A 24,354-nucleotide genomic window follows, 5' to 3' on the forward strand; every position below is an offset into this window, starting at 1 on the left:
GGGAGAGCCATGTACCGGCAGGGAGACGTGCTGATCGTGCCCGTCGCTGAGGACCTCGTTCCGGAGCGTGCGAAGCGGGTGCAGGGCGAGCCGAGGGACGGCAAGGGCCGCCTGGTGCTGGCACTCGGCGAGGTCACAGGTCACGCCCATGCGCTTGCCGCGCGGGGCCGGCTCGTCCGGGAATCCGGTGTGCCCGGCGGGCCGATGCTGCTCGAACTTCCGGAGGGCGGGCGCCTCGTGCACGAGGAGCATGCGCCGATCGCGCTGCCCAAGGGCTGGTACCGCGTGGTGCGCCAGCGGGAGTACGCACCGGGCGCCGTCCGGATCGTCGCGGACTGACGGCGCCTGCGGGCGCGACGACGGCGGAACCACAACGGACATCAGGGGACGGGGAATCACGATGCAGTACATGGACAAGTGGCGGGCCGTGGCAGCGGCGACGGGCCCCGCGGAGCGGGTGGAAGCGGAGGAAGGGGTGCGGCTCGCCTATCACTCGGCCGGTCTGATCCCACCCGAGCGGCTGATCTGGGTGGACTCGCCCCGAGCCGCGGTGGCCGCCGTACGGTCGCTGGAAGGCGCGGGCCGCTCGGTGCGGGATCGGATCCGGACGGACACCTGGGCCGACGAGCGCCGCCGGGTGCACGACGAACTGGGCCCGGCGGGCTGGACCGAGCACTGGTCGCGGACCGGTGCCCTGCTCTGGGACCACACGCGTGCCCTGGCCGAGCGGATACGGGCCGGAGTCGCCGACGAGCTCGCCGAGGAGGCGACGGCGCGGGCCGGGGGCGACGACGCGGCGGGGGCCGCCGAGCGCACCGCCGTCCGTCTTGTCCTGATGGACGCGGTGCTGGGCCAGCACGACGCCGCCTGGCTCGCGGCCTTCGACGGGCGCAGTGAGCGGCTGGCCGGTCTGGCCCGGGTGGCGGAACACGCGGGCTGGTGGTGGCCGTTCGAGCAGGCCGTGGTGCTGTGTGAGCGGCCCACCGCGCTGCACCGCGACGAGGCGGGACGGCTCGACCGCGCGGACGGACCCGCGCTGGCCTTCGCCGACGGCTTCGCGCTGTACGCCTGGCGCGGGATGCCTGTGGCCGCGGACTTCCTGGCGGGACTCACCTCACTGACGCCCGAGCGCATACGCACCGAGGAGAACGCCGAACTGCGGCGTGTGATGCTCGAGTCCTATGGCTACGACCGGTATCTCGGCGAGTCCGGTGCCCAGCCCGTGCACCGTGACGAGACCGGCGTGCTGTGGCGCATCGCGCTGGACGGCGACGAGGACGTCGTCATGGTCGAAGTGGTCAACTCCACCCCGGAACCGGACGGTACGCACAAGACGTACTGGCTCCGGGTACCGCCCACGACCAGCACCGCGAAGGAGGGAGTCGCCTGGACGTTCGGGCTCGATGCAGAAGTGTACGAACCCGTACGCCAGACCTGAGACCGTGCCGGTTCCTCGGGCGCACCGCCCTCGCTGTCACGGCACGGAACGGCCCGCCGTGCCCGAGGAATCTCCCGAGTCGGCGGTGCGATCCGCCTCCAAGACCCGCGATGAGCACCGGTGTGATCAGGCACTCTGCCGGGTCAGCGCCTCATGGTCGAGCCCCAGTTCACGGGCCAGGGCGTCGTCCGTCCACCTCAGCATGGCAGCGCGGGTGAGCGACCCGGCGTACGAGGTCATCTGCACCGCCAGCCCGTCCAGCAGCGCGGTCAGCCGCCAGGCCGACGACGCCGGATCGTCGCAGCGGAATTCGCCCGACGCCGCCCCCTGCGCGATGACCTCGGTCAGGGCCGCTTTCCACTGCTGGTCGAGATCACGGGCGACGTCGCGCAGGGCGGGGTCGCGCAAGGCCGCCGCCCAGCCCTCTATCCACAGCCGCCACCCTTTGGCCTGCCCTGTCGGGGCGTACCAGCGGACGGCGGCGCGCAGCCGGCGCACCGCGGACGTCCGGCGCCCGAGGATCCTGCGCAGACGGGCCAGATCGCCGTGCGCGGCGTGGGCGAACGCGGCAGCGACGAGCTTCTCCTTGGTGGAGAAGTGGTACAGCACCAGGGCATTGCTCACCCCGAGCGCCGATGCGACGTCGGCGATGCGCACGGCGGCCACTCCGCGGACCTCGATCTGCTCCACGGCGGCCCGCAGCAGTTCCTCCTGCCGCTCCGCCACGCTCAACCGGACTCTCGCCACCGGGACACCCTACACACGGGCCTGCTCCGCCTCCCCTCGGGCCGCCGGGCCGGACGTGGACCGCCCGCGGCCGCCTCCGAACGGCGGCCGGCTTCGCGAAGCGGGTCCGCTCAGCGGTAGCAGCCGAAGCGTTCCGCGATCGCCGGCAGCCGCTCCGCGGCGATCGCGTGCGCCGCCGCGCGGGGGGTCGTACCGTCCGCCGCCGCGCGCGTGAGCATTTGGTCGACCAGCCTGCGCATCGAGCGACGAGTGTGGTCGAACGCCTCGTCCGCGTCGGGGCCGATGTCCCCGAAGAGGGTCCACCACCACCATGCGTTGGTGCCCGAGTTCACGACCACGTCGGGCAGTACGGTCACACCTCGCGCCGAGAGCAGCTCCTCCGCCTCCGGGAGCACCGGCATATTGGCCGCCTCGACGATCCAGCGCGCCCTGACCCGGGCCTGGTTGGCGGAGTCGACGGCGTACGAGACGGCCGCCGGTACCAGGACCTCCGCCTCGGCGGACAGCCAGGCGTCACCGGGGAGCTCGGTGTCCTCGGGTCGCAGTGCCGCCCGGTCCACCGTGCCGAAGGCATCACGGGCCGCGAGCAGGGCCTCGACGTCCAGGCCGTCCGGATTTGCGATGGTGCCCTTGATATCGGCCACGGCCACGACCGCCAGTCCCGCCCGGGACAGGAACCGGGCCGTGGCCCCGCCCATCGTGCCGAGCCCCTGCAGGGAGACCCGGGTGCCCGCGCGGGCAGCCCCCGCCCGGTCGAGCGCCGTGAGCACCGACTCCGCGACTCCCAGCCCGCCGACGAGCTCGTCGAGGCCGATGCCGTCGATCTCGACGGCGAAGGCGTCGGCCAGCCGCCCGCGCGCCGCCGCCTCGTCGTCGAGCAGCGGGTACACGGCTTGCACCGAAGAGACGAGACCGGCCTCCGCGGCCGCCTTGTCGACGAGGTCCTGGGTGAGCCCCAGGTCCTCCCCGGTGGTCCAGCAGCTCTCGATGTACGGGCGCATCGCGCGCAGATAGCGCACGAGCACGCCGTAGGCCTCGGGCGCCTGCGGGTCGCAGTCGATACCGCCCTTCGCACCACCGAGCGGCACATAGCGGACTCCGGGGGCGTCGGCGTCGTAGTGCAGGGCCTCCTTCATGGTCATGCCGCGTGCCAGACCCGCCACCTCGTCGAGGGTGCACCCGGCACGCATCCGCAGCCCGCCACTGGCCACTCCGCGCACGAGCCGGTCGACGACGAGATGGCCCTGCCGACCGGTGACGTGGTCGGTCCAGGTGAGGGAGATCAGCGGACGGGCCACCAGGGTGTTCGGTGAGGTGCCCACGGCGGACACGGAGCCTCCAGAGCAAGCGACGGACTGAACCGTCGGTCAGTATCCGGAGGCCGCTCCTGGCATGTCAACGCGATTTCCGTCGTGGCGCGGCGCCGGGCGGAAGTGCGGCGCGGCTCGCGGTGTGGCGCGGATGTGACGGGCACCGCGCGCCGCGCCGGCGCGGAGTCAGCCCACCACACTGCGGCCCCGGGAGGCTTCCCCGGACTTCTGCGGCACCTCGCAGCTGTCCTTGAACCCCTGGCTGGTCAGGCCGAGCGCCGCATTGATGCGCGAGCGCATGTTCTCGACGGCCACCATCGCGGTCAGCTCCACGTACGCGGCCTCGCCGAGCGCCCGCAGCAGCCGCCCGGCCAGCTCGTCCGTGACGTCCGGCGCAGTGGCGGTCATGGCCTCGGCGTACTCGATGACATCGCGCTCCAGCGGTGTGTACGCGTCACTCTCGCGCCATACGGGGATGTCCTCCAGCTTGCGCGCGTCGACGCCGTCCCGGCGGCTCGCCCAGTAGCCGAAGTCCATGCACCAGCTGCAGCCGATCGAGGCCGCGGTGGCCAGCTCGGCCAGCGACTTCAGTCCCGGGTCCAGCGCCTTCCACCTGGCCACCGCCTGCTCGAAGCGCAGGTCCGCGCGCAGGACGCGGGTGTTGTGGCCGAGCGCCTTCACCGGGTCCAGGGTCCGCCCGAACGCCCGCCTGGAGTACCACTCGGTCGCGCGGTAGAAGAGGCTGCGGGGCGGGGTCAGCGAGATGCGGGCCATGACGGACTCCTTTGCCGTGCACATACGTCCTTGACACAGCTACGACGGATCCCGGGGCGCGGATGTGACATGCGGGACACCAGGAGCCCGGCAGGCAGGCCCCACGAAGGAGGTCCTGGCTCGTGTTCGGGCAGGTCACCGGCCTCGGAGCGGGCCGCCGCCGGTCGTGCCGCGGGAACCGTGCGCCCCGGTGCCCCGTTCCCCCACTGCCGCACCCCACGCACATAATGGAAGCCCCGCATGGAAGACCCGGACCCCCAGGAGGCCTCGTGACCGGCGCCGCGTCCCCGAGTTCCCTGCGCTCCAGGCTGCGGTCGCTGCGACCCGCTGCCTTCGGGGCGGACCCGGAAGGGGAGCGGATGGAGCGGATCCGCCGCTCGCCGAACTTCGTCGACGGGGTGTTCCGCAATCCGGCGGAGGCCAGGACCAGGCCGTCCGGCTCCACGCGTGAATTCGCGAAGACCTACTTCCAGCGGGAGGCACGCAGGCTGCGCACGCCTGCCGCCCCCATCCCGGTGCACGACGGCACGCTCACCGATCTGGCCGCACCGCCCGCCTCCGGGCTCCGGCTCACCTGGATGGGCCATTCCAGCGTCCTCGCCGAGATAGACGGTCGCCGGGTGCTCTTCGACCCGGTGTGGGGCTCGCGCTGCTCACCTTTCGCGTTCGCCGGGCCCAAGCGGCTCCACTCCGTCCCCCTGCCGCTCGCGGCGCTCGGACCGGTCGACGTGGTCGTGATCTCCCACGACCACTACGACCATCTCGACACGCCCACGATCCGCGGGCTGGCCTCCACGGACACCGCCTTCGTGGCCCCGCTGGGCGTGGGGGCCCATCTGGAGCGCTGGGGCGTATCCGAGGGGCGTCTGCGGGAACTCGACTGGGGCGAGTCGACCGAGGTCTCGGGGCTTCGGCTGACCGCCACCCCGGCCCGCCACTTCTGCGGCCGCGGTCTGCGCAACCAGCAGCACACGCTCTGGGCCTCGTGGGCGGTCCTCGGGCCGTCGGGGCACCGGCTCTACCACAGCGGGGACACCGGATACTTCCCCGGTTTCAAGGAGATCGGCGCTGAGCACGGCCCCTTCGACGCGACCATGATCCAGATCGGCGCCTACAGCGAGTACTGGCCGGACATCCACATGACCCCGGCCGAGGGCGTACGGGCGCACCTCGATCTCCAGGGTGGAGAGCCGTCCGGAGTGATGCTGCCGATCCACTGGGGCACTTTCAACCTGGCTCCGCATGCGTGGGCGGAGCCGGGGGAGTGGACGAAGGACGCGGCGGAGGAGGCCGGCCAGGCGGTGGCGTTCCCTCGTCCGGGCGAGCTGTTCGAACCTGCTGGGAAGCTGCCCTCCGACCCCTGGTGGCGCGGGGTGTCCCAGCCCATCGCTCACCCGTGGCGGCGACCCGAGCCGACGCAGGCTCCTGCCGAGGCCCCCAGGCACGATCTCGACCTTGCGGGTGAGCGGTGACCGGTCCGGCTCCAGCCCGAAGAGCGGGCCCATGCGATGCGAGCGCTTGAGGGGGTTCCGCGCGAGGCGTACGGCGAGTCGAGCCACCCCTTCGCGGGAGTATGCGGCTCGATCGCGGGCCGGCTCCCCGGCCTCGCGGCAACCGCGTCACCGGAACACCGGCGGAGCCGGCCCACCAGCGCCGACCGCGAGACTCTCAGCCATGGTGCTGTTGCCAGTAGCGGGTGTGCGGCAGATCGTCGTCCAGCCAGTATGCGTCGTCCTCGGTGACCACGAGCAGCTCCTCCCATTTCACGCCGATGTCGCCCTTGCCGATGTGCGGCTCGACGGCCCACAGACCGGTCTCGCAGGGCTGGTCGGCGCCCTCGTTCCACAGCGGCGTCTGGTTCAGGCGCGGACGGATCGCTGAGGAGAGGAGATGGCCGCCGAGGTAGGCGAGGGCCTGCGGGCTGAATCCGTTGATCCGGAACGTGGGCAGGCGGGTGCCGGGAACCTTGCCGACCTTGTGGGCGATGACCGAGCCGGGATAGTAGCTGTGGATGTTCTCGAAGCCCTGGTCGGCGATGAGCTCGTCGACCTGCCGGTAGATCTGGGCCTGGGTGGCACCGCGCTGGACCAGTTGCAGGATCAGGGCGCGGTACGGCTCGAGCGCCATGCGCGCCTCGTGGAACTCCTCGCTGTCGTCGCCGCCGAGTGTGCACGAGTAGCCCATGTCGCAGGCGACGTCGCCGACCACGGGCCCGATGTCGAGGATGACGGCCTCGCCCTGGCGCAGGGGGCGGTCGGTGGGCTGGAACTGCTTGCCGAAGTGGGCCATCTTGGGGTTGAGGAGGCTGCCGAGCGCCCCGCCCCTGGGCTTGGTGAAGTCCCGGAACCGCGTCCGCTCCCCGAACCATGCGAAGCCGTAGTGGAAGAAGCGGCTCACTCCGTGGTCACGGAGCCATTCCTCGACGGCCCGCGCGGCCTGCTTCTCGGTGATTCCCTCGTACAGCTGCGCCTCGACGGCTGCCACCGCGTCGTAGGCCAGTCGTTGGGCCGCCTTGAAGTCGGCGAGTTCCTGCTGGGTGAAGTGTTCCTTGGCCATGGGGCTGCAACCTCTCGGAGGAGTGACAGTGGGGGCGTGCGGGGCGTGCGGTGGCCGTCGCCGGCCGCTACGGGGCGGGGATGTCCCGGAGCGCGCGCTTGAGGATCTTGCCGGTGGCGTTGGTGGGCAGGGCCTCGAGGAACTCCACGAGGCGCGGGTACTTGTAGCTCGCCATCGTCTGCCTGCACCAGGCGATGAGTTCGTCCTCGGTGAGTGCTGCACCGGGGGCGCGTACGACGTATGCCTTGATCTCTTCGCCGTGCCGGTCGTGGGGGACGCCGATGACCGCGGCCGTGCTCACCGCGGGGTGGGTGTGCAGGATCTCTTCGATCTCACGCGGGTAGACGTTGAAGCCACCGCGGATGATCAGGTCCTTGGCGCGGTCGACGATGGAGTACCAGCCGTCGGAGTCCCGGCGGGCCAGGTCGCCGGTGCGGAACCAGCCGTCGCGGATCACTTCGGCCGTGGCGTCGGGGCGGTGGTGGTAGCCCTTCATGACGTTGTGGCCGCGGATGGCGATCTCGCCGACGGTGTCGGGGCCTTCGATGTGGGTCCAGTCCTCGGTGATCAGGGCCACCTCGACGCCCCAGACCGGTCGCCCGATGGAGCCGGGACGGACGTCTTCCCCACGGGGGGAGAAGGTGGCGACCGGACTGGTCTCCGACAGGCCGTACCCCTCCCGGATGGTTACTCCGAACCGTTCTCCGAAGCGGCGATGAATCTCCACCGGCAGGGCGGCCCCGCCGGAGACGGCGGTGCGCAGGTTCTCGGCGATCTGTTCCACGTCGGCGGTGGCGGTGTCCTCGCCGAGCAGCGCCCAGTACATGGTGGGTACGCCGGCGAAGAAGGTGACGGCGTGGCGCCGCATCAGGGCGAGGGCGTCGGAGCCCTGGAAGCGGGGCAGCAGGACCAGGGTGGCGCGGGCGGACAGTCCGGCGTTCATCTGCACGGTCTGGCCGAAGGAGTGGAAGAGCGGCAGGGTGACGAGGTGGACGTCGTGCTCGGCCTCGCCGAAGAGCTTGTGGCAGGTCAGGGCGTTGAATGCCATGTTGGCGTGACTGAGCTCGGCGCCCTTGGGGCGGCCGGTGGTGCCGGAGGTGTAGAGGATGACGGCGGTGTCGCCGGCCTCGGTGGGCACGGTGTCGAAGTCGGCGCTCTGGTCGGCGAGCGCCGCGCTGAGCGTCTCGGTGCCCGGAATCGGGGATCCGGCGGTGGCGGCGTCGGTGGTCATCAGGAAGAAGTGTTCGCAGCCCGGGGTCTGGCCGAAGCCGGAGAAGCCCTCCTGCCCGAGGGGCAGTTCGGCGCTGCCCTCGAAACAGAGGTAGGCCCTGGCGTCGGAGTCGGCCAGGTGGTAGGCGATCTCGCGGCTTTTGAGCAGCACGTTGAGCGGGACGACCACGGCGCCGGCCTTGAGGATGCCGTAGTACACGATCGGGAACCACGGCAGGTTGGGGCAGGACAGGGCGACCTTGTCGCCGGGCCGGATGCCGCGTGAACGCAGCAGGTTGGCCACCCGGCGGGCCTGGGTGTCCAGTTCGGCGTAGCCGAGCCGCTGCTCGCCCAGGATGACGGCGGTGCGGTCGGGGACGGCGCGGGCGCTGTCCTCGAGCATGACGGCGAGGTTGAGCATGGGGAACTCCGTGCGGTTCGAGGGGTGGGGGTCAGATGGCGGCGGCCTGCGGGGCGTCGCTGTCGGCGTCCGTGCGCAGTTCGCGCTCGTAGCTGCGCGAGGCGGTCCACAGTGCGGCGGCGGCGCCTGCGCAGAACAGCGGCATCAGGGCGAGGGCGGCGGCGATGCCCAGGGTGTCGGAGAGCCATCCGGTGAGCAGCGGGCCCACCGCCAGGCCGAAGAGGTTCTGGGTCAGAGCGACCAATCCGAGGGCGGTGGCACGGACCTTGGGGTCGACCACGTCCATCACGACCGCGGGGACCGGGCCGACCGCCGCTGTCACGGTGAAGGCGCCGGCAACGATCAGGGCCAGTTGCACGGGGCCGGCCGGTATCCAGGCGAAGGCCGAGGTCAGCAGGGCCAGGGCGAGCAGAGCGAGGCACGCCGGCAGGGTCAGCTTCCTCCGGGCCCGGACCGCTCCGGCCCGGTCGGCCACATAGCCCAGTACGACGGTGCCGATCGCGCTGGCGATGACCGCCACCGCCGACACCGCACCGGCCTTGGCACTGGTGTAATCGTGGGTGCGTGTGAGGTAGCTGGGCAGCCAGGCGTAGAGCGTGGAGAGCACCACGAGCTGCATGGCGCCACCCAGGTACGAGGCGACTGCGGTACGGCTGCGGAAGAGCTCGGCCAGGGCACCCCGCGCACGGGCCGGCGGTTCGCCGGTCGTGGCGGCCGGGGTCGCCCCCGGCGTGCGCCCCTCCCGCACCCGAAGGAACAGCAGCGCCAGGAGCAGGCCGGGTGCGGCGAACACCGCGAGCGTGATACGCCAGCCGAGCGAGGGCACCATCAGTCCCCCCAGGAAGACACCCAGGACGACACCGAGCGGCCCGGCCGCCTGGAGCGCGCCCACCACCGTCGCCCGCAGCCGCTGCGGGAACAGGCCGGCCATCAGGGCGCCGCTGGCCGGCCCGTAGCCGGCCTCACCGAGCCCGACGGCCGCCCGAGCCGCCAGCAGCTGGGCGTAGTTGCCCGCGACAGCGCAGGCGATGGCGGCCAGGCTCCAGACCGTGCCCATCAGGGCGATGGACTTCGCCCGGCTCCAGCGGTCGGCCACCAGCGCCATGGGCAGCGCGCCGAGTGCCACGGTCACCGAGACGACGGAGACCAGGGCCCCGAGCTGGGTGTCCGACAGTCCCCACTCGTCCTCGAGGACGGGGAAGGTGGCGACGATGATCTGGCGGTCGATGAAGTCCGTGAGCATCAGCGCGAAGGCGAGCGCGAACACGGCCCAGGCGTAGCGCCTGGAGACTGGACGCGGCTCCGAACCCGGCGGGCCGGGCACCGGGCGCACCACTGGGGCGGGTGAGGGACTGTCCATGGGGGACCTCCGTGGCGGGGGCGGTGGGTGCACCGGTCGGACGGGTGGAGAGGCTGGTCAGCCGACGCGGCGGACGGCCGGCGCGTGCCAGGTGCGGCCCATGACTTCGGGCCGGGGCCAGAACAGGCGCAGCATGAGGTTGAAGGAACCTTTCGGCGCGGGGAGCCAGTTGGACTCCGGTCCCTCGGCCGGCACCGCGTGCTGGATCAGCAGCGTCAGTGAGCCGTCGGCGTTGAACTTCAGCGCGTCGCGGTCGCCGATGGCGTAGCGGTCGATCGGGTTGTCGACGAAGAACTGCCGGTCGTTGTACATCGTCAGCGACCAGAACGCGTTCACCGGCGGAAGGCCGTCGGAGGCGAAGTGCAGCTCGTAGCGGTCGCCGCCGCTCAGCGGCTCGCCGTCGGCATCGACCCGGCACACCGGGTAGACCGCGTCCTGGGGGAGGTTGGCGCCCAGGCCGACCAGTGTGACCGCGGCCCGCTGCAGGTAGTCCGTCCCGTAGGTGCCGATGTCGAACGCGGTCATCCAGCCGTCGCGGACCTCCGCCCGTGGACTGAGGCCGGCGGCCTGGATCCGCGCCAGGCCGTCGGCCGCGCCCTGGGCGATCATGTGCTGTGCCTCGGGAGCGAGGGAGTCCCAGTCGAACGGCCGGCCGGGGACGACGCCGAGCTGTGCCATCCGCTCGACCATGGGGGCGTCGGCGGCCTTCGCCGGGTTGCCCGCCATGAGATGGGCGGTCATGGCGAAGAACGTGGCGGCGTCCAGTGCGGCCACCTGGTCGACCGGAGCGGTCACTGGGTCCACCGGGCCGGGGCCTGCCTCCACGGTCGTGGCGGTGCCGGTCATCGGTGTCAGCCGGTAGCCGGCCTGGACGGCGTGCACCGCCGGGTAGTCCTCCACACCGTTGACCTGGGTACGGCCGATGATCGCGACCATGGAGGTGGGTGCGTCGATTCGCTCCGCGCCCTCGGGCAGCCTGCCCTGCCAGCCGGGACCGACCAGCGCGAACTCACCGGCGGCACTGCCCGTGGTCCGGGAGCCGGGGCAGGCGAACACGTTGGTCCAGGCGTCGTACACCGGCAGAAGGCAGTACCGCCCGTGGGTCTCGGGTACGGACAGCAGCACCGGCCCTGCCGACAGATCCAGCCAGGCCAGCGAGTACAGCGTGTCCGCGTTCGGGCTGACCACACCCTCGAACGAAGCGTCCGGCGTGACCGGCACGTGTGCGAAGGCGTTCAGCGGCCCGCTGCCGGGGACGGATGCGCCCGGGGCGGTCATCTGGCGCCTGGTCAGCTCCATGGTGACCAGCGGATAGGCGAAGACGTACGCCTCGGCGGCCAGCGCGGCCAACTCCCCGGTGACCTGGGTCTCGGTCGTCGTCACGGGATCCTCCTTGGATCGGTGGCGGTATCACATGTGCCCGGCCGTGCCGGTACCGGTTCCGTCGGCTCGTGCTGCCCGGGAGCTGCCCGGCCAGTCGAGGTGAGCCCGCAGGACGGCAGCGGACGGCATGGCACGGCCGGCGGGTCCGAATCGAGGATCGGCTCGGACGCCGGAGCGTTCAGATCGGGACGGTACCTGGCTGAAAGGCGACATGCTTTGCGGATGGCGACGAATCATTTAGCATTTCACGACACTCCGTCGCCCGGGAGATCACCGTGCAACCGCAGATGCGCACCACCGGACTGGCCAATTACGTCGACCTCGCCCGCTCTCTGGGGGGAGATCCCCTGGCGCTGATGCGCACGGTGGGGCTGGACCCGGCCGCGCTCGCCGCCGCCGACCGCTGGCTCCCCGTGGCCTCGGTCGCCCAGCTCCTGGAGAACACGGCTGCCGCCACCGGCTGCCCCGACTTCGGCCTGCGGCTCGCCGAACTCGCCAGATTCTCCAACCTCGGCCCCGTCGGCCTCGTCGCCCGCGAGGAGCCCTCCGTACGCAGCGCCCTGGAGCTGCTCATCCAGCATCTCCATCTCTACAACGAGGCCCTGCGAGCAGAGATCACTCTCAGCAACGGTCTTGCCGGGCTCTGGGTGGACCTGGCGCTGGACTCGCCGCCCGACCGCCGCCGCCAGGGGACGGACATGCTGGTCGGGGTCTGCCACGGCCTCATCGGCAGACTGTCCGGTGCCGACTGGAGACCGGTCGGCGTCACCCTCAACCACACCGCCCCGGACGACCTCGGTGCCCACCACCGGGTCCTCGGCCCCGCCGTCACCTTCGGACAGCCGCGCTCCGGCATCATCCTGTACCCCTCGGACCTCGAGGCGCCCAACACCCTCGCCGACCCCCGGCTGCGGCCCTACGCCCGCCAGTTCCTGGAGAACATCGCGCCCTCGCCCGCCGCTGCCTTCACCGACCGCGTGCGGCAGCTCATCGAGGCGCTCCTGCCCACCGGCCGCTGCTCCCTCGAACAGCTCGCCCGCACCTTCGGCATCGACCCGAGAACGCTGCAGCGGCGCCTCGCGGAGAGCGGGGAGGGCTACTCCTCGGTCGTCGACTCGGTCCGTACCGGCCTCGCACGCCGCTACGTGGGCGGCTCCAGGCGCCCTCTCACCGAGATCGCCGGCCTGCTCGGGTTCTCCTCCCTGGCCACCTTCTCTCGCTGGTTCCGCAGCCGCTTCGACACCAGCCCCAGTACCTGGCGCCACCGCCAGATGCCACCCGAGCGCCTGGACTCGGGCGCGATCGGGGCGGCGCCGAGAGCAGGGGCATGGGCGAACCGCGGGCGGGTTCCGGGGAACCTGCGTGCACGGTGAGCGACTCCGCGGTCGACTGCGGCCCGACACCGGGCGGTGCCGGGCAGCGGCAGCACGCGACGACCTCGGCGGCACCGGGTGCTTCGGCGGAAACGGCGCTTCGGGACGGCCACCCGTCGGCGTGAGGGTGCCGGCCGGGCCGCACGCATGGCCGAGGTTTTCGCGCTGTCGTACGAGGCCTCATACCAGAGCGGGACGCTCGACGGGCAAGTTTGTCAACTGCCCACCGCACATGAACGGTTGACGACTACCGTGTGTGGCCGGTGATCAACGACGGGCCACCTCGCGCAGGTGCGCCCGTCGCTGAGCCGGAGCCGAACACCCGTAGTACGCCGATGAGTACACCGATCGGTACTCCGAATCCTGGGCCACGTACCAAGGACGCTGATGTCTCAACTTCGCGCACCCGCTGCGCGGCCGGAACGCCGCGAGGGCGGACGGCACGGCCGGTCGGCCTCCCGCACGAACGCCGCGGGCAGGAAGCAGCCCACCCCACCGCCGGAATCCCGGATACGACCGCAACTGCTGCGCACCGCGGTCCTGCCGGCCGTCATCGCCTCGCTCAGCGGCGCAGCCGCGGTCCTCTACACGATCCGCTCCACGCACACACGGCCGTCCGCCGCGCTGTGGATCGCCCTCGCCGGCTCCGCGGTTCTGGCACTCGCCGCCGTGGCCGCCGCGGCGTTCAGCGCGGACCGTGCCGCGAGATCCGTCCTCGACCGCTGCCACACCCTGCGCCGTACGACCGCACGCGGCCAGGCGGAGCTGCGCACCGTGGTGGAGGGACTGCGCCGCGGCGAGCGCCCGACGCCACGCCGGGACACTCCGGCCCCCGCCCCCGGCGGCGACGAGTTCGACCTGCTCGCCCAGGAACTGACGAGGTCCTACGACGCCGCGGTCTCCGCGGTCGTCCAGGCGTCCCGGCTCTCCAGCAGCGCCGGCAGCGAGCAGAAGGTCGAGGTCTTCGTCAATCTCGCCCGCCGGCTGCAATCCCTGGTGCACCGCGAGATCCAGCTGCTCGACGAGCTGGAGAACGAGGTCGAGGACCCCGAGCTGCTGAAGGGGCTCTTCCACGTCGACCACCTCGCCACCCGCATCCGCCGGCACGCCGAGAACCTGGCCGTTCTCGGAGGCGCCATCTCCCGGCGCCAGTGGTCGAACCCGGTGACCATGACCGAGGTGCTGCGCTCCTCCATCGCCGAGGTCGAGCAGTACCCCCGGGTCAAACTGGTCCCGCCGATCGACGGCACCCTGCGCGGTCACGCCGTCGCCGACGTCATCCACCTCCTCGCCGAACTGGTCGAGAACGCCACCCTGTTCTCCGCCCCGCACACGCAGGTGCTGCTGCGTGCCTCCCGGGTCACCGCGGGCCTCGCCGTCGAGGTGGAGGACCGGGGACTCGGCATGCCCGTAGCCGAGCAGCACAAGATGAACGCCCTGCTGGCCGACCCCGATCAGGTCAACGTCGCCAAGATGCTGCAGGACGGCCGCATCGGACTGTTCGTGGTGGCGGCCCTGGCGCGCCGGCACGGCATCGCGGTCCGGCTCCAGTCCAACATCTACGGCGGCATCCAGGCCGTGCTCGTCCTCCCGCAGGGCCTGCTCGGGGAGGAGACGGACGGTCGTACGGACGCCGCCACCGGGCCCCCGCCCGAGCAGACCCTTTCACCGGCTCCCGGCCACGTGCCGGCGGCGCACGCGCCGGGGATCGCGCCCCCCGACCCGCCCGGCCGCCCCGCCGCGCCCGCATCCCCGGCCCCGTCCGTCGCACCCCCGCAGACCGTCTCGGCGCCGCGCTCCGCGGGCGATGTGACCCACACCGGTCCTCAGCGGTCCCTCACCTACGTCACCTCCGGACCCGCCCTTCCCCACCAGCCCGCGCAGGCACTCGGCGGCAACGGTCAGGGACCGCTTCCCGTACGAGGCCGGCACCAGCCCGAGCCCGGGCCGGCCGAGCCGGCGGCAGCGGAGTACCCCGGCGGGCTCCGGGCGCAGTCCCTTGCCGAGTCCCCGAGCCCCGCGGTGCGCGGCGCCGCGGGGCGACCCACGCTGCCCAAGCGCCGCGCCCAGGAACACCTGGTGCCTCAGCTGCGCGACGCTCCGGCCCCACGGGCGGCGAGCGAAGAGACTCTCCACGACCCCGGACTGATGGCGGCCTTCCAGCGGGGCATCGGCCTCGCGGAGACCGGTAGTCAGTCGGCCGCCCCCCACGAATCGCCCCATCGGGACGACACCCACAAGGAGTAGATGCACCATGGCGAGCGATGCGCCGACCGGCCATTCCTCGGATCTCGACTGGCTGCTCAGCGGACTGGTCCAGCGAGTGCCGTACACCCGCAACGCGGTTCTTCTCTCCTGCGACGGCCTCGTGAAGTCCGTACACGGACTCGACGCCGACAGCGCCGACCACATGGCGGCGCTGGCGTCGGGGCTGTACTCCCTCGGCCGCAGCGCCGGTGCCCGGTTCGGCGACGGCGGAGAGGTCCGGCAGGTCGTGGTCGAACTCGACTCCACGCTGCTGTTCGTCTCCACCGCCGGCTCCGGCACCTGCCTGGCCGTGCTCGCCGGACGCGAGGCCGACGCGGCGGTCCTCGGCTACGAGATGGCCATGCTGGTCAAGAGCGTCCGGCCGTATCTGATCACTCCGGCGAGACAGCCGGCAGGGGCGCCGAGCACCACGGGACACTGACCGTGCCGGCCCCGCAGGACGGGCCATGGCTCGACGACGCGGCCGGGCGCCTCATCCGTCCGTACACCGTGAGCGGCGGCCGTACCCGTCCGACGGCCACGCTGGATCTGCTGTCGCTGGTGATGGCGACCGGCACTGCCCCGCAGTCGTATCTGGGCCCCGAACACGCCCTGGCGCTCGGGCTGTGCGACGGACCCACCTCGGTGGCCGAGATCGCGGCCCACTTACGGCTCCCGGCGGTGGTCACCAAAGTGCTCCTGTCCGATCTCGTGGACTGCGGGGCGGTCACCGCGCGGGCGCCCCGCTTCCAGGAGTCACCCACCGACCGTTCCCTGCTGGAGGCAGTGCTCGATGGCCTACGACGACGGCTCTGAATCCCGCGGCCTCACGGCCCGTCCCGCCGCCGACCTCTTCCCCACCGCGCTGAAGATCCTTGTCGCAGGTGGGTTCGGGGTGGGCAAGACGACCTTCGTCGGCGCGGTCAGCGAGATCGAGCCGCTCAGCACGGAGGAACTGTTGACCACGGTCAGTGCGGAGACGGACCGCCTGGACGGGGTCGAGTCCAAGACGACCACCACCGTCGCCATGGACTTCGGCCGCATCACCCTTGACGACAGCAATGTGCTGTACCTGTTCGGCACACCCGGCCAGGAACGCTTCTGGTTCATGTGGGACGAACTCTCCGAGGGAGCGCTGGGCGCCGTCGTGCTGGCCGACACACGCCGCCTCGAGGAGTCCTTCTCCGCCGTCGACTTCTTCGAGCGGCGGGGCATCGAATTCGTGGTCGCGGTCAACGAGTTCGACGGCGCCTACCGCTACGAGCCGGACGAAGTGCGTGCCGCGATCGACCTCAGACCCGAGGTTCCGGTCGTGCTGTGCGATGCGCGCATCGCCAGTTCCGGGATACGGACCCTGGTCACCCTCGTCCAGTATCTGCTGACCACCACCCCGGCACCCGAACCGGCGCCGAGCTACGGAGCACACTCATGACGTACGACCCCACCGGCCATCTGCTGCTCACCCCTGTCGACCGGGATGCGCCCATACGGGTCCAGCGGCTGCGTCAGCTGGGCCTGGGGGAGCGGCCCGAGCCGGCTTTCGACGACTTCGCCCACAGACTGGCGGAGGTGACGCGGGCGCCGTACTCGATGGTCAACTTCATCGACGAGAACCGGCAGTTCTTCGCCGGACTGCACACCCCGGCGGGGAGCCACTCCGGTGGGGAACTCGACGCCACGGCGGCAGCCGCGGGGGGTGACGTGAGCCGATTCATGGCCCGGGACCACGGCTACTGTCCCCATGTGGTGGTGCGGCGCAAGGCGCTCGTCCTGGAGGACGTCTGCGACTATCCGCGGTTCGCCGGGAACCCGGTCGTCGACGAGATCGGCATCCGGTCCTATCTCGGGGCGCCGCTGATCGACCGCACGGGGATCGCGCTGGGCACGATTTGCGTGGTGGACACCGAACCGCGGCCCTGGGGGCGGGCGGGCCTGGAGACGATCAAGGCGCTCGCGGCGGAACTGGTGGAACAGATCCACCGCCGCGAGAACGGGGGACTGTGACGGGAGGCGCTTCGCTCCGCGCCGGTGCGCCCGCCCTTCAGAGGGCGGGCGCCAGCCGTGTCACCGGAGCGAGCCGCTGAGACCACTGGCCCTTCGCGGTGCCCAGCGCCACCTCCGCGAGCCTGAGCAACTGGATGTCGGACGTACCGGCGGGCGCGAAGATGTGGTGCGCGTCGCGGAGATAGCGTTCGATCGGGCGGTCCGTGAAGAGCCCGGCCGCCGCGTGGATCTCCATCGCGTTGCGGGCCGAGTCCAGCGCCGACTCGACGTTGACGAGCTTCGCGTTCATCAGCTCCGCGTCGCAGGCCAGCCCTTCGTCGAGCAGATGGACCGCATGGTAGGCGGCGAGCCGCGCCGTCATCAGCCGGGACTGCAACTGCCCCAGCTTGAGCTTGATGGACTGGAGTTCATGCAGTGGCTTGCCGTAGCGGTGGCGTTCCGCGCAGAACCGCGTCGTCTCCTCCAGGATCGCCTGATGGATGCCGAGCGAGACCGCGGTGAGATTCGCCCGTCCGTACAGGACGCTGGACGAATAGGCGACGGCGAGGCCGTCCCCCTCCGCTCCGAGGCGGTTGTCCGCGGGCACCCGGCAGTCATCGAAGGACAGTTCGCCGAAGCTGAATCCGTGTAAACCCATGGTCGGCTGTTGTTCGCCCGTGCGAAATCCCGGTCTGTCCGACTCGACCAGGAACGCGGTGAGACCGTCCGAGCCCGGGCCCGTGCGGACGACGACGCCATGGAGATCACCGACATGGCTGTTGCCGACATAGATCTTTCGGCCATTGATGACGTAATCGTCCCCGTCACGGACCGCGGTGGCGCTCATGCCCAGTACATGGCCTCCCGACTCGGGCTCGGTGACCGCGATGGTGGGCAGGCACTCGCCTGCGGCGATCGCCGGCAACCAGGTCTTCTTCTGCTCCTCGCTGCCGAAGTGGACTATCTTCGCCGCGCCCAGCTGGGAGGCCTGGACCATGGCGCCCATGGCCCCGCTGACCCGGGACAGCTCCTCGATGATGATGGTCTTGGCGAGATGGCCGGCGCCCATCCCGCCGTGTGCCTTGCTGATCGTCGCTCCCAGCCAGCCCTGCTTCGCGATCAGCCGGGACAGCTCGTGGTGCACCGTGCGGGCCGTCTCCATGGCGGGGATCCGCGGGCGCACCTCACTCTCAGCGAAGTGCCTGACACGGTCACGGAGCTGATGGTGCGCACGACTGGCGAAGTACCCGTCCATCGCGAGCCCTCCTCTGCGAAACGCCAGCTCGCGCGGGTGTGCGAGCCGGTGGTGCATCGGCGTGGTCCCGTCCCGTGCAGGCCGACCACCTCATGGTGTTGATCACCGCCGAAGGCTTCCAGGCTGATTGCCAACTATGGCTGAAACATGATTCGTTGACGTTTGATTGAAACTGTGTGCTGTGTGGTAGCGACCTGCCGGTTCCTTCCGAAGGACATGCCCACCGTGCCACTTTCTGCCACATGCCAACGGCAAAGGTTTTGTGGGCAGATGGCACTGAGGGACAGCAGCCGCGGTGCCTGGGCGCGCAGAAGCGCCGATCGGGGCGGGAGGAAGGGGGTATGGGCCCCCAAGCCACCTCCGCACCGGCCGCCCGAGGCGACCGGCGCATGGTTGCGCCGCCCCGCGCCCCCGTCCGCGCCGGGCGCTGTTCCACGGCGGGGGTGACCGGCAGGACGCCACAGGGCGCCGGATGTGTCACCCCGGATGCGCTTCCGCGGCAGGGCGACGTCGCCGGCGGGGTGTCGCTGTCGGTGGGGCGCCGTACGGTCGTCGTATGGCCAATGCCGACGACGTACGCAGAATCGCGCTCTCGCTGCCCGGAGCGGTCGAGAAACCCGCCTGGGGACAGCCCACGTTTCGGACCGGCCCGAGTGGGAAGGTTTTCGCTTCGCTGGACGACCACGACGAGGTGCTCGGAGTGAAGTGCCCCAAGGAGGACCGTGAGGAGCTGATCGCCTCCGAGCCGGACAAGTTCTTCCTGCGTAAAGGGCACGACGACAACTACGCCTGGCTGCGTGTGCGCCTCGGCGCACTGGACGGCGAGGACGAGCTCCACGCCATCCTGCTCGACTCCTGGCGCCAGGCGGCTCCGCGCAAACTTCTCGACGCCTACCCGGAGTTGGGGGACGGGAGCACGCGGTGACATTCGCACCGACCGGCAAATGAGGAAGACGAGCGCCGGGGTGTGGAAGGTTTAGCGAATTCATTGTGATGACATTCACCGCCACTCTGGCCTGCGGTAACGCATTGTGATGAGTTGCCTACGACTTCAGCACGTACAGTTACGTGTGTGCAGACAGTCGACGAAGGAGACTCATGCGACCGTTCGTACTGAACTACGTACTTCCGGCGGAGAGTCCAGCGGCCACGCTTCCCTACAGCTATGACTCCGCCCTGCAGCTGAACGTGCTGTCGGACGGGCGTGCGGCCGTCGATGACCGCGCGGTGCTCCTGGCGACCGGAACGACCACCTCCACGGCCGGTTCCAAGACCCACTTCGACGACTGAACAGACCGGCGCAAGACATGACCGTGCTCATCCTTACCTGTAGACAGGACGTCACCGCAGACTTGGTGGTCGCCAAGCTGCACGAGCGAGGCGTGCCCCTGCTGCGTCTCGACCCCGCGGACGTACCCGGTGAGGCATCCTTGTCGGCCGAATACGTCAGCGGCGACTTCTACGGCCATCTGTCCACGGAAGGGCGCCTGTTGAGCATGAGCGCCCTGCGTTCCATATGGGTGCGCAGGCCCGGCGAACCGGCGGCACACGCCCCGGAGCGCTCGGAGTGGCTGGCCGCCGAGACCGAGCAGGCGCTCTACGGGATGCTCTACTCCGCGACCGCCCGGTGGATGAACCATCCGGCGATGGCCGCTCAAGCCCGCTGCAAGCCCTGGCAGTTGAGCCTCGCCCACCGCAGCGGATTCGCCGTGCCACCCACGGTGATCACCACCTTCCCCCGGGTGGCCCGCCAGTTCGCCGCCCAGTACCGGGACATCGTGGTGAAGTCCGCGTCAGGACCGCCGGTCGTCGATCCGCCCGTCGCCCTGCCCACGACCCGGATCGACCAGGACGCCGACTTCTCCGGGGTCGCCGCCGGGCCCACCCTGCTGCAGCAGTACATAGCGAAGCTGGCCGACATACGACTCACCGCGGTCGGCGGCAGGCTCTTCGCCGCGCGGAAGCTCGCCGCTTCGGACCAGGTCGACGGGCGCTACGGCACCACCGGCCACACCTGGGAGCCGGCCGAGGTGCCCCATCGGATCGCCCGCGCCGTGCGTCACTACACCGGTGAGGCGGGTCTCGCCTACGCCGCCTTCGACTTCGCCGAGGACGACGAGGGTGTGTGGTGGTTCCTCGAGTGCAACCAGGGCGGCCAGTTCGGCTTCGTCGAACTGGAGACGGAGCAGCCTATCGCCGACGCGGTCGCCGGGTGGCTGGCCGCTGCTCCGAACGGAGCAGGCCGCGTTACGCCCGCCGCATCCACGGGGGACGGTCACCGTGTTCTGTGACCACCTCCCCCAAGGAGAGACCATGCGTATGCGCACTCTGATGGCATCGGCCGCGCTGGCCGCCGCCGCGGTACTCGGCGGCGCCGGTGCCGCCGTCGCCGACGACGGCCCCACCGCCATCGGTGTGGTGTCGGGCTCGCCCGGCGTGCTGTCGGGCAACCTGATCCAGATGCCGGTGTCCGTGCCGGTCGCCTTCTGCGGCAACTCGTTCACCTTCTTCGGGATGTTCAACCCGGCGATGGGCGTCGCCTGCGTCAACGCGTACTAGACAGACGCGGGACCCGGCGGGCCCGCCCAGGAGAGCGGTGTCGACGAGCCCGAAGAGGCCGCACCGCTCCCGCGGGACCGCCGGGTCCATCCTGCCTCCCCTCCGCCCGTGAGTCCCGGCCTGCACCTGGCGGGCCATGGGGACGCGTCGCGGTCGTTTCCTCACGCAGTGTGGCCGAACAGATCTCCGGCCCGGCACCCACCGTGTACGTCCGCTCGCACCCGCGCCCGCCGGGAAACGGTTCGTGACCACCCGGGGAAGTGCGGTATGGTTCTCGTGCGCGTTCGGCCGGGGGAAACCCCAGGTCAGACGGGCATCGGGACGTGGCGCAGCTTGGTAGCGCACTTGACTGGGGGTCAAGGGGTCGCAGGTTCAAATCCTGTCGTCCCGACCAGCGTTTTCGCCGGTCGGAGGTCGTTTTCTCATCGTGAGAAAGCGGCCTCTTTCTGTTGCCGGTGAACACCCGCGCGAGGCGACGGGAGCAGCCTGTCGTCGGCGTCTCCCGTACCACCTCATTCCTGCCGATTCAGGATCGCGGTCATTCCCGCCGTGCCACCAGGCGGTACGCGTTCGCCAGCCCGAGGCGCTGGGCGAAGGGCGCCACGGCCCGGTCCATGAGTGCCGCCAGCAGCAGCGACGGGATGCCCGCCAGCAGCACCGAGGCGCGCAGCGCACGGCGGGCGGCCCCCGGTCTTTCGGGCAGCCAGGGGACGTCGTCCCGCGGGGCAGCCTCGTCCAGGGCCAGCCAGACGGCGGCCAGCAGATCCACCGGCTCGTGGGCTTCACCGTGCTGCTCCGCCACCACCGTGAAGCCCAGAGCCGCGAGCGCCCGGCGCAGATTCGCCACCGGGACGAGATGGAGGTGCTGCGGCTGGAGCCAGGGGAGCCACCAGCGGCCCAGCAGCCGGGCGTAGCGGCTGTCCGGATCCGGCACCTCGATGACCAGATGGCCGCCGGGGCGCAGGGTCGTGCGGGCCGCCTCCAGTTCGCGCAGCGGTTCGGTGCTGTGCTCCAGGTAGTGGAACATGCTCACCACGTCGTACTCCGCGGTGAGGCCCGGTGCCAGCTCGGTGAAGCTGCCCCGGTGGCCACGTTCCACCCGCCCCTCGCGCTCGGCCAGCTCGGCCCCGTCGGAGCGGTCGAGCCCGTCGAAGACGACGTCGGGCAGCAGGGTCCGTGCCACCTCGCAGAAGTGACCGTGACCGGTACCGACGTCGAGCCATCGCTTGGCCGCGCCGAGATGCGGCAGCAGGGACTGCGCCCGGCGGCGGTAGGACGCGGTGCGTCCGCGGAACATGCCGTCGAGCCGCTGTTCACCCAGCCCGTCGTAGAAGTCCCGGTAGTAGAAGTCGAGACCCCGGGCGTTGAGACGCGGGTTCTGGAACAGATGCCGGCAGGAGTGGCACCGGTCGAGCCGGAACGTTCCGGGCTTGTGCTGGAGCAGGTCGTGCGTGCGCAGATACCCGCCGACCCGCTGCGAGCCGCACCAGGGGCAGCTGTGCCGCATCGGCTCGAAGAACGCCTGCGGGCCGTCGGCGAGCTCGGCCCGGTAGGCGGGGCGCAGTGCGGCCACGGTCTCGTGACGCGCCTGCTGGGGGCGGGGGTGCTCCGGGCTGGGATTCATTCGGCGTCCTCCTCGCTGGCGTGCTCCCCGGCGGTCCGGCGCGGGTCGGGCCGCTCCCGCGCAGGCCGGGGCGGGAGCGGATGGCTCAGGGCGAGCTGTTCCAGATGCACCGCGGCCGCCGCCGCTCCGCCCGCCGCACGGAACGCGGAGCCGATCGCCCTGGCGGCGGCCCGGTATCCGGGCGCGTAGAGCACGGCGTCGACGGCCGCCCCGATCCGGTCCGCGCCGGCCCGGCCGAAGCGGACCCGTACCCCGGCGCCCGCGTCGGCGACCTGTGCGGCGATGACCGGCTGGTCGTCCCGGATCGGTGCGACGACCAGCGGGACGCCGTGCCACAGCGTCTCGCACACCGTGTTGTGGCCCGCGTGGCAGACGACCGCGTCGACATGTCCGAGCAGGGCGAGCTGCGGCACCACGGGAAGCGCGAGCAGATCCTTGTCCTGGGGCAGGGCACCGGCGCCGTCCGGGCTGCGGCCGAGTACGCCCTCGGGGTCTACCACGACGGCCTGCACCCGGTCCGCCCGTGAACGCAGCGCCCGGGCGCACTCGGTGAGGAAGCGCGCCCCCACATCCGTGTTGGCGGTGCCCAGCGTGACCAGGACGGTCGCCCGCCCCGGATCCAGCCACTCCCAGGGGAAGCGGGCCGGAGCAGGGCGCGCGGTCAGGGAAGGTCCCACCCAGCGGATCCGGTCGCCGCCGCGGGCAGGCGGACCGGCCAGCTCCTGCGTGGTGAACGCCAGCACCAGATGGGGCGAGAACCGGGGATCCGCCGTCCCCTCCGGATCGCCGATGCGCTGCCGGAGTTCATGCAGCAGGGCCTCGTTCCAGGCCGCGACCTTCGGCATGGACGCCAGGACGTCGGCGAACTCGGCGGACGTCGTCGCCGACGTCGCCCACCTCACCCCCAGCCGCTCCGCGACGAGCCCGCCCGCCGCAGCCTGCTGGTCCGCGACGACCACATCCGGACGGAACGCCTCCACCGCGTCCGCCACGCCCTCGGCCATCGCGTCCGCCAGCGGCACCAGAAACCGCTCCCACAGAAACCGCAGCGCCTCGGGCCCCCGGATGTCCGGGGGCCTGGCCGCCGCCTCCCCGTCCGTCCAGGACGCGGGCGACGGGAACACCCGCGCCTCGGGGCCGGCGAGGCGGTGCACCACCTCGGGCACCCCCGCCCAGGCGACCAGATGCCCCCGGGCGGTGATCTCGGCGGCCACCCCCACCAGCGGGTTGATGTGTCCGACGAGCGGAGGGACGACGAACAGACAGCGGCTCACGGCACGTTCACCTCCACGGGCGCGGCGGGCAGCCGGTCGCCGTGGTCGTGCGCATGACACCCGATCCAGTCGAGGACGAGGTCACGCACCCGGCCCGGCGCCTCCACCAGGACCGAGTGCTCATGGCCCGGCAGCAGCACGGTCCGGCACCCGGGCAGCAGCGCCCGCAGCCACGGTGCCTGTTCGGCGAGGTCGGAGTCGCCTCCGTACACGGCGAGCACCGGACAGCGCAGCGAACGGATCGCCTCCTCGCCGACGATGTCGCAGGCGGTGACCTCGGCGGCGATCGCGGTGTCCCGCACCAGGCGGCCCGCGGCCTTCGCCAGTCGCGCCGTGTGGCCGCCGCGGTGCGTGGCGATCCAGTCGAGGGCGTCCGTCTCGTTCGCGGTCATCTCGTGCCGCACCCGGTCCAGCAAGCCGGCGATCTTGTGCGCCCAGGACGGTGTGGCCGGTTCCGACTCGACGACCGAGATGCTCGCCACCCGGTCCGGGCGGCGGAGCGCATAGCCGAACGAGACCGTGCCCCCGAAGGAGTTGCCGACGAGATGCACCGGCCCGGGGATCTCCAGCCGGCCGATCAGTGCGCCGAGGTCGCCCACGAACGCGTCGAGGCTGTATCCCGTGGCGGGCCGCTCGCTGCGGCCGTGGCCCCGCTGGTCGTACATCACGACATCGAGACCGGCAGCGGCGAACGCGGGGGCGACGGTGAAGTAGTAGCTGGCCAGGCTGTCGGTGAGAAGACCGTGCAGCAGGACGACGGTGGCCCTGGCCGGGCGCCCGTCGCCGGGCCCCAGCCGCTGGACGTGCAGCCGGATGCCGGCGGCGTCGACGATGGCCATCG

The 24,354-nt window shown here is 71.4% G+C and carries 24 protein-coding genes and 1 tRNA gene; 14 read left to right on the forward strand and 11 right to left on the reverse strand.

Annotated elements, in window-relative coordinates:
• Positions 1-9: 9 nt before the first annotated feature.
• Both ACTWOL_RS32305 and ACTWOL_RS32310 read left to right on the forward strand, forming a co-directional pair.
• Complete coding sequence (locus ACTWOL_RS32305) at positions 10-339, forward strand: hypothetical protein (RefSeq protein ID WP_474300404.1); 330 nt, start codon at positions 10-12, stop codon at positions 337-339.
• Between the two features lie 70 nt (positions 340-409).
• Complete coding sequence (locus ACTWOL_RS32310; RefSeq protein WP_474300405.1) at positions 410-1,438, forward strand: DUF6745 domain-containing protein; 1,029 nt, start codon at positions 410-412, stop codon at positions 1,436-1,438.
• Positions 1,439-1,564: 126 nt separating this feature from the next.
• On the opposite strand, the gene ACTWOL_RS32315 is transcribed toward ACTWOL_RS32310, so the two are convergent.
• From ACTWOL_RS32315 to ACTWOL_RS32325, 3 genes are all read right to left on the reverse strand, one after another.
• Positions 1,565-2,185: a TetR/AcrR family transcriptional regulator gene (locus ACTWOL_RS32315; RefSeq protein WP_474300406.1), complete on the reverse strand. Its 621-nt coding sequence runs from the start codon at positions 2,183-2,185 to the stop codon at positions 1,565-1,567.
• 110 nt (positions 2,186-2,295) lie between these two features.
• Positions 2,296-3,516, reverse strand: a complete 1,221-nt coding sequence (locus tag ACTWOL_RS32320) for a Glu/Leu/Phe/Val dehydrogenase dimerization domain-containing protein (protein ID WP_474300407.1) — start codon at positions 3,514-3,516, stop codon at positions 2,296-2,298.
• A gap of 165 nt (positions 3,517-3,681) precedes the next feature.
• Positions 3,682-4,269 (reverse strand): carboxymuconolactone decarboxylase family protein, encoded by a 588-nt coding sequence (locus tag ACTWOL_RS32325; RefSeq protein WP_474300408.1) that lies wholly within the window; start codon positions 4,267-4,269, stop codon positions 3,682-3,684.
• A 269-nt stretch (positions 4,270-4,538) separates the two neighbouring features.
• Between ACTWOL_RS32325 and ACTWOL_RS32330 the strand changes: the two genes are divergently transcribed.
• The gene (locus ACTWOL_RS32330; protein ID WP_474300409.1) at positions 4,539-5,741 is read left to right on the forward strand and encodes an MBL fold metallo-hydrolase; all 1,203 of its coding nucleotides are present in this window, start codon (positions 4,539-4,541) and stop codon (positions 5,739-5,741) included.
• Positions 5,742-5,937: 196 nt separating this feature from the next.
• Here the strand turns inward: ACTWOL_RS32330 and ACTWOL_RS32335 are convergent, their stop codons facing one another.
• The 4 genes from ACTWOL_RS32335 to ACTWOL_RS32350 all read right to left on the reverse strand — a co-directional run bounded on the left by ACTWOL_RS32335 (position 5,938) and on the right by ACTWOL_RS32350 (position 11,198).
• The gene (locus tag ACTWOL_RS32335; protein WP_474300410.1) at positions 5,938-6,825 is read right to left on the reverse strand and encodes a M24 family metallopeptidase; all 888 of its coding nucleotides are present in this window, start codon (positions 6,823-6,825) and stop codon (positions 5,938-5,940) included.
• 67 nt (positions 6,826-6,892) lie between these two features.
• Positions 6,893-8,455: a long-chain-fatty-acid--CoA ligase gene (locus tag ACTWOL_RS32340; protein WP_474300411.1), complete on the reverse strand. Its 1,563-nt coding sequence runs from the start codon at positions 8,453-8,455 to the stop codon at positions 6,893-6,895.
• 31 nt (positions 8,456-8,486) lie between these two features.
• Entirely contained in the window at positions 8,487-9,815 is a 1,329-nt protein-coding gene (locus ACTWOL_RS32345; protein WP_474300412.1) for an MFS transporter, read from the reverse strand.
• Positions 9,816-9,872: 57 nt separating this feature from the next.
• Positions 9,873-11,198, reverse strand: coding sequence for a DUF1254 domain-containing protein (locus ACTWOL_RS32350; protein ID WP_474300413.1), 1,326 nt, complete (start codon positions 11,196-11,198; stop codon positions 9,873-9,875).
• Between the two features lie 275 nt (positions 11,199-11,473).
• On the opposite strand from ACTWOL_RS32350, the gene ACTWOL_RS32355 reads away from it, so the two are divergent.
• The 6 genes from ACTWOL_RS32355 to ACTWOL_RS32380 all read left to right on the forward strand — a co-directional run bounded on the left by ACTWOL_RS32355 (position 11,474) and on the right by ACTWOL_RS32380 (position 16,822).
• Positions 11,474-12,571, forward strand: coding sequence for an AraC family transcriptional regulator (locus ACTWOL_RS32355; RefSeq protein ID WP_474300414.1), 1,098 nt, complete (start codon positions 11,474-11,476; stop codon positions 12,569-12,571).
• Between the two features lie 387 nt (positions 12,572-12,958).
• A complete protein-coding gene (locus ACTWOL_RS32360; protein WP_474300415.1) occupies positions 12,959-14,818 on the forward strand; it encodes a sensor histidine kinase in 1,860 nt (619 codons plus the stop codon).
• Between the two features lie 7 nt (positions 14,819-14,825).
• Positions 14,826-15,260: a roadblock/LC7 domain-containing protein gene (locus ACTWOL_RS32365; protein ID WP_474300416.1), complete on the forward strand. Its 435-nt coding sequence runs from the start codon at positions 14,826-14,828 to the stop codon at positions 15,258-15,260.
• Positions 15,261-15,262: 2 nt separating this feature from the next.
• Entirely contained in the window at positions 15,263-15,634 is a 372-nt protein-coding gene (locus tag ACTWOL_RS32370; protein WP_474300417.1) for a DUF742 domain-containing protein, read from the forward strand.
• Positions 15,612-16,250, forward strand: a complete 639-nt coding sequence (locus ACTWOL_RS32375; RefSeq protein WP_474300418.1) for a GTP-binding protein — start codon at positions 15,612-15,614, stop codon at positions 16,248-16,250. Before ACTWOL_RS32370 ends, ACTWOL_RS32375 begins: the two co-directional genes overlap by 23 nt.
• Positions 16,247-16,822, forward strand: a complete 576-nt coding sequence (locus ACTWOL_RS32380) for a GAF domain-containing protein (RefSeq protein WP_474300419.1) — start codon at positions 16,247-16,249, stop codon at positions 16,820-16,822. The genes ACTWOL_RS32375 and ACTWOL_RS32380 overlap by 4 nt, the downstream gene beginning before the upstream one ends.
• 37 nt (positions 16,823-16,859) lie before the next feature.
• On the opposite strand, the gene ACTWOL_RS32385 is transcribed toward ACTWOL_RS32380, so the two are convergent.
• On the reverse strand, positions 16,860-18,056 hold the full coding sequence (locus ACTWOL_RS32385; protein ID WP_474300420.1) for an acyl-CoA dehydrogenase family protein: 1,197 nt from the start codon (positions 18,054-18,056) through the stop codon (positions 16,860-16,862).
• 556 nt (positions 18,057-18,612) lie between these two features.
• On the opposite strand from ACTWOL_RS32385, the gene ACTWOL_RS32390 reads away from it, so the two are divergent.
• The 5 genes from ACTWOL_RS32390 to ACTWOL_RS32410 all read left to right on the forward strand — a co-directional run bounded on the left by ACTWOL_RS32390 (position 18,613) and on the right by ACTWOL_RS32410 (position 21,009).
• Complete coding sequence (locus ACTWOL_RS32390) at positions 18,613-18,981, forward strand: MmcQ/YjbR family DNA-binding protein (protein WP_474300422.1); 369 nt, start codon at positions 18,613-18,615, stop codon at positions 18,979-18,981.
• Positions 18,982-19,154: 173 nt separating this feature from the next.
• Positions 19,155-19,346: a putative ATP-grasp-modified RiPP gene (tgmA, locus tag ACTWOL_RS32395; protein WP_474300423.1), complete on the forward strand. Its 192-nt coding sequence runs from the start codon at positions 19,155-19,157 to the stop codon at positions 19,344-19,346.
• Between the two features lie 17 nt (positions 19,347-19,363).
• A complete protein-coding gene (gene tgmB / locus ACTWOL_RS32400; RefSeq protein WP_474300424.1) occupies positions 19,364-20,347 on the forward strand; it encodes an ATP-grasp ribosomal peptide maturase in 984 nt (327 codons plus the stop codon).
• A 22-nt stretch (positions 20,348-20,369) separates the two neighbouring features.
• A complete protein-coding gene (locus tag ACTWOL_RS32405) occupies positions 20,370-20,615 on the forward strand; it encodes a chaplin (RefSeq protein ID WP_474300425.1) in 246 nt (81 codons plus the stop codon).
• 317 nt (positions 20,616-20,932) lie between these two features.
• Positions 20,933-21,009 (forward strand) — tRNA-Pro (locus tag ACTWOL_RS32410).
• A gap of 144 nt (positions 21,010-21,153) precedes the next feature.
• Here ACTWOL_RS32410 and ACTWOL_RS32415 read toward each other — a convergent pair.
• The 3 genes from ACTWOL_RS32415 to ACTWOL_RS32425 are packed head-to-tail and all read right to left on the reverse strand — an operon-like array spanning position 21,154 to position 24,352.
• The gene (locus ACTWOL_RS32415; RefSeq protein ID WP_474300426.1) at positions 21,154-22,239 is read right to left on the reverse strand and encodes a class I SAM-dependent methyltransferase; all 1,086 of its coding nucleotides are present in this window, start codon (positions 22,237-22,239) and stop codon (positions 21,154-21,156) included.
• On the reverse strand, positions 22,236-23,513 hold the full coding sequence (locus ACTWOL_RS32420) for a glycosyltransferase (RefSeq protein WP_474300427.1): 1,278 nt from the start codon (positions 23,511-23,513) through the stop codon (positions 22,236-22,238). The genes ACTWOL_RS32415 and ACTWOL_RS32420 overlap by 4 nt, the downstream gene beginning before the upstream one ends.
• A complete protein-coding gene (locus tag ACTWOL_RS32425) occupies positions 23,510-24,352 on the reverse strand; it encodes an alpha/beta fold hydrolase (RefSeq protein ID WP_474300428.1) in 843 nt (280 codons plus the stop codon). Before ACTWOL_RS32425 ends, ACTWOL_RS32420 begins: the two co-directional genes overlap by 4 nt.
• Between the last annotated feature and the right edge of the window lie 2 nt (positions 24,353-24,354).

This window comes from Micromonospora sp. IBHARD003, from assembly GCF_056106285.1.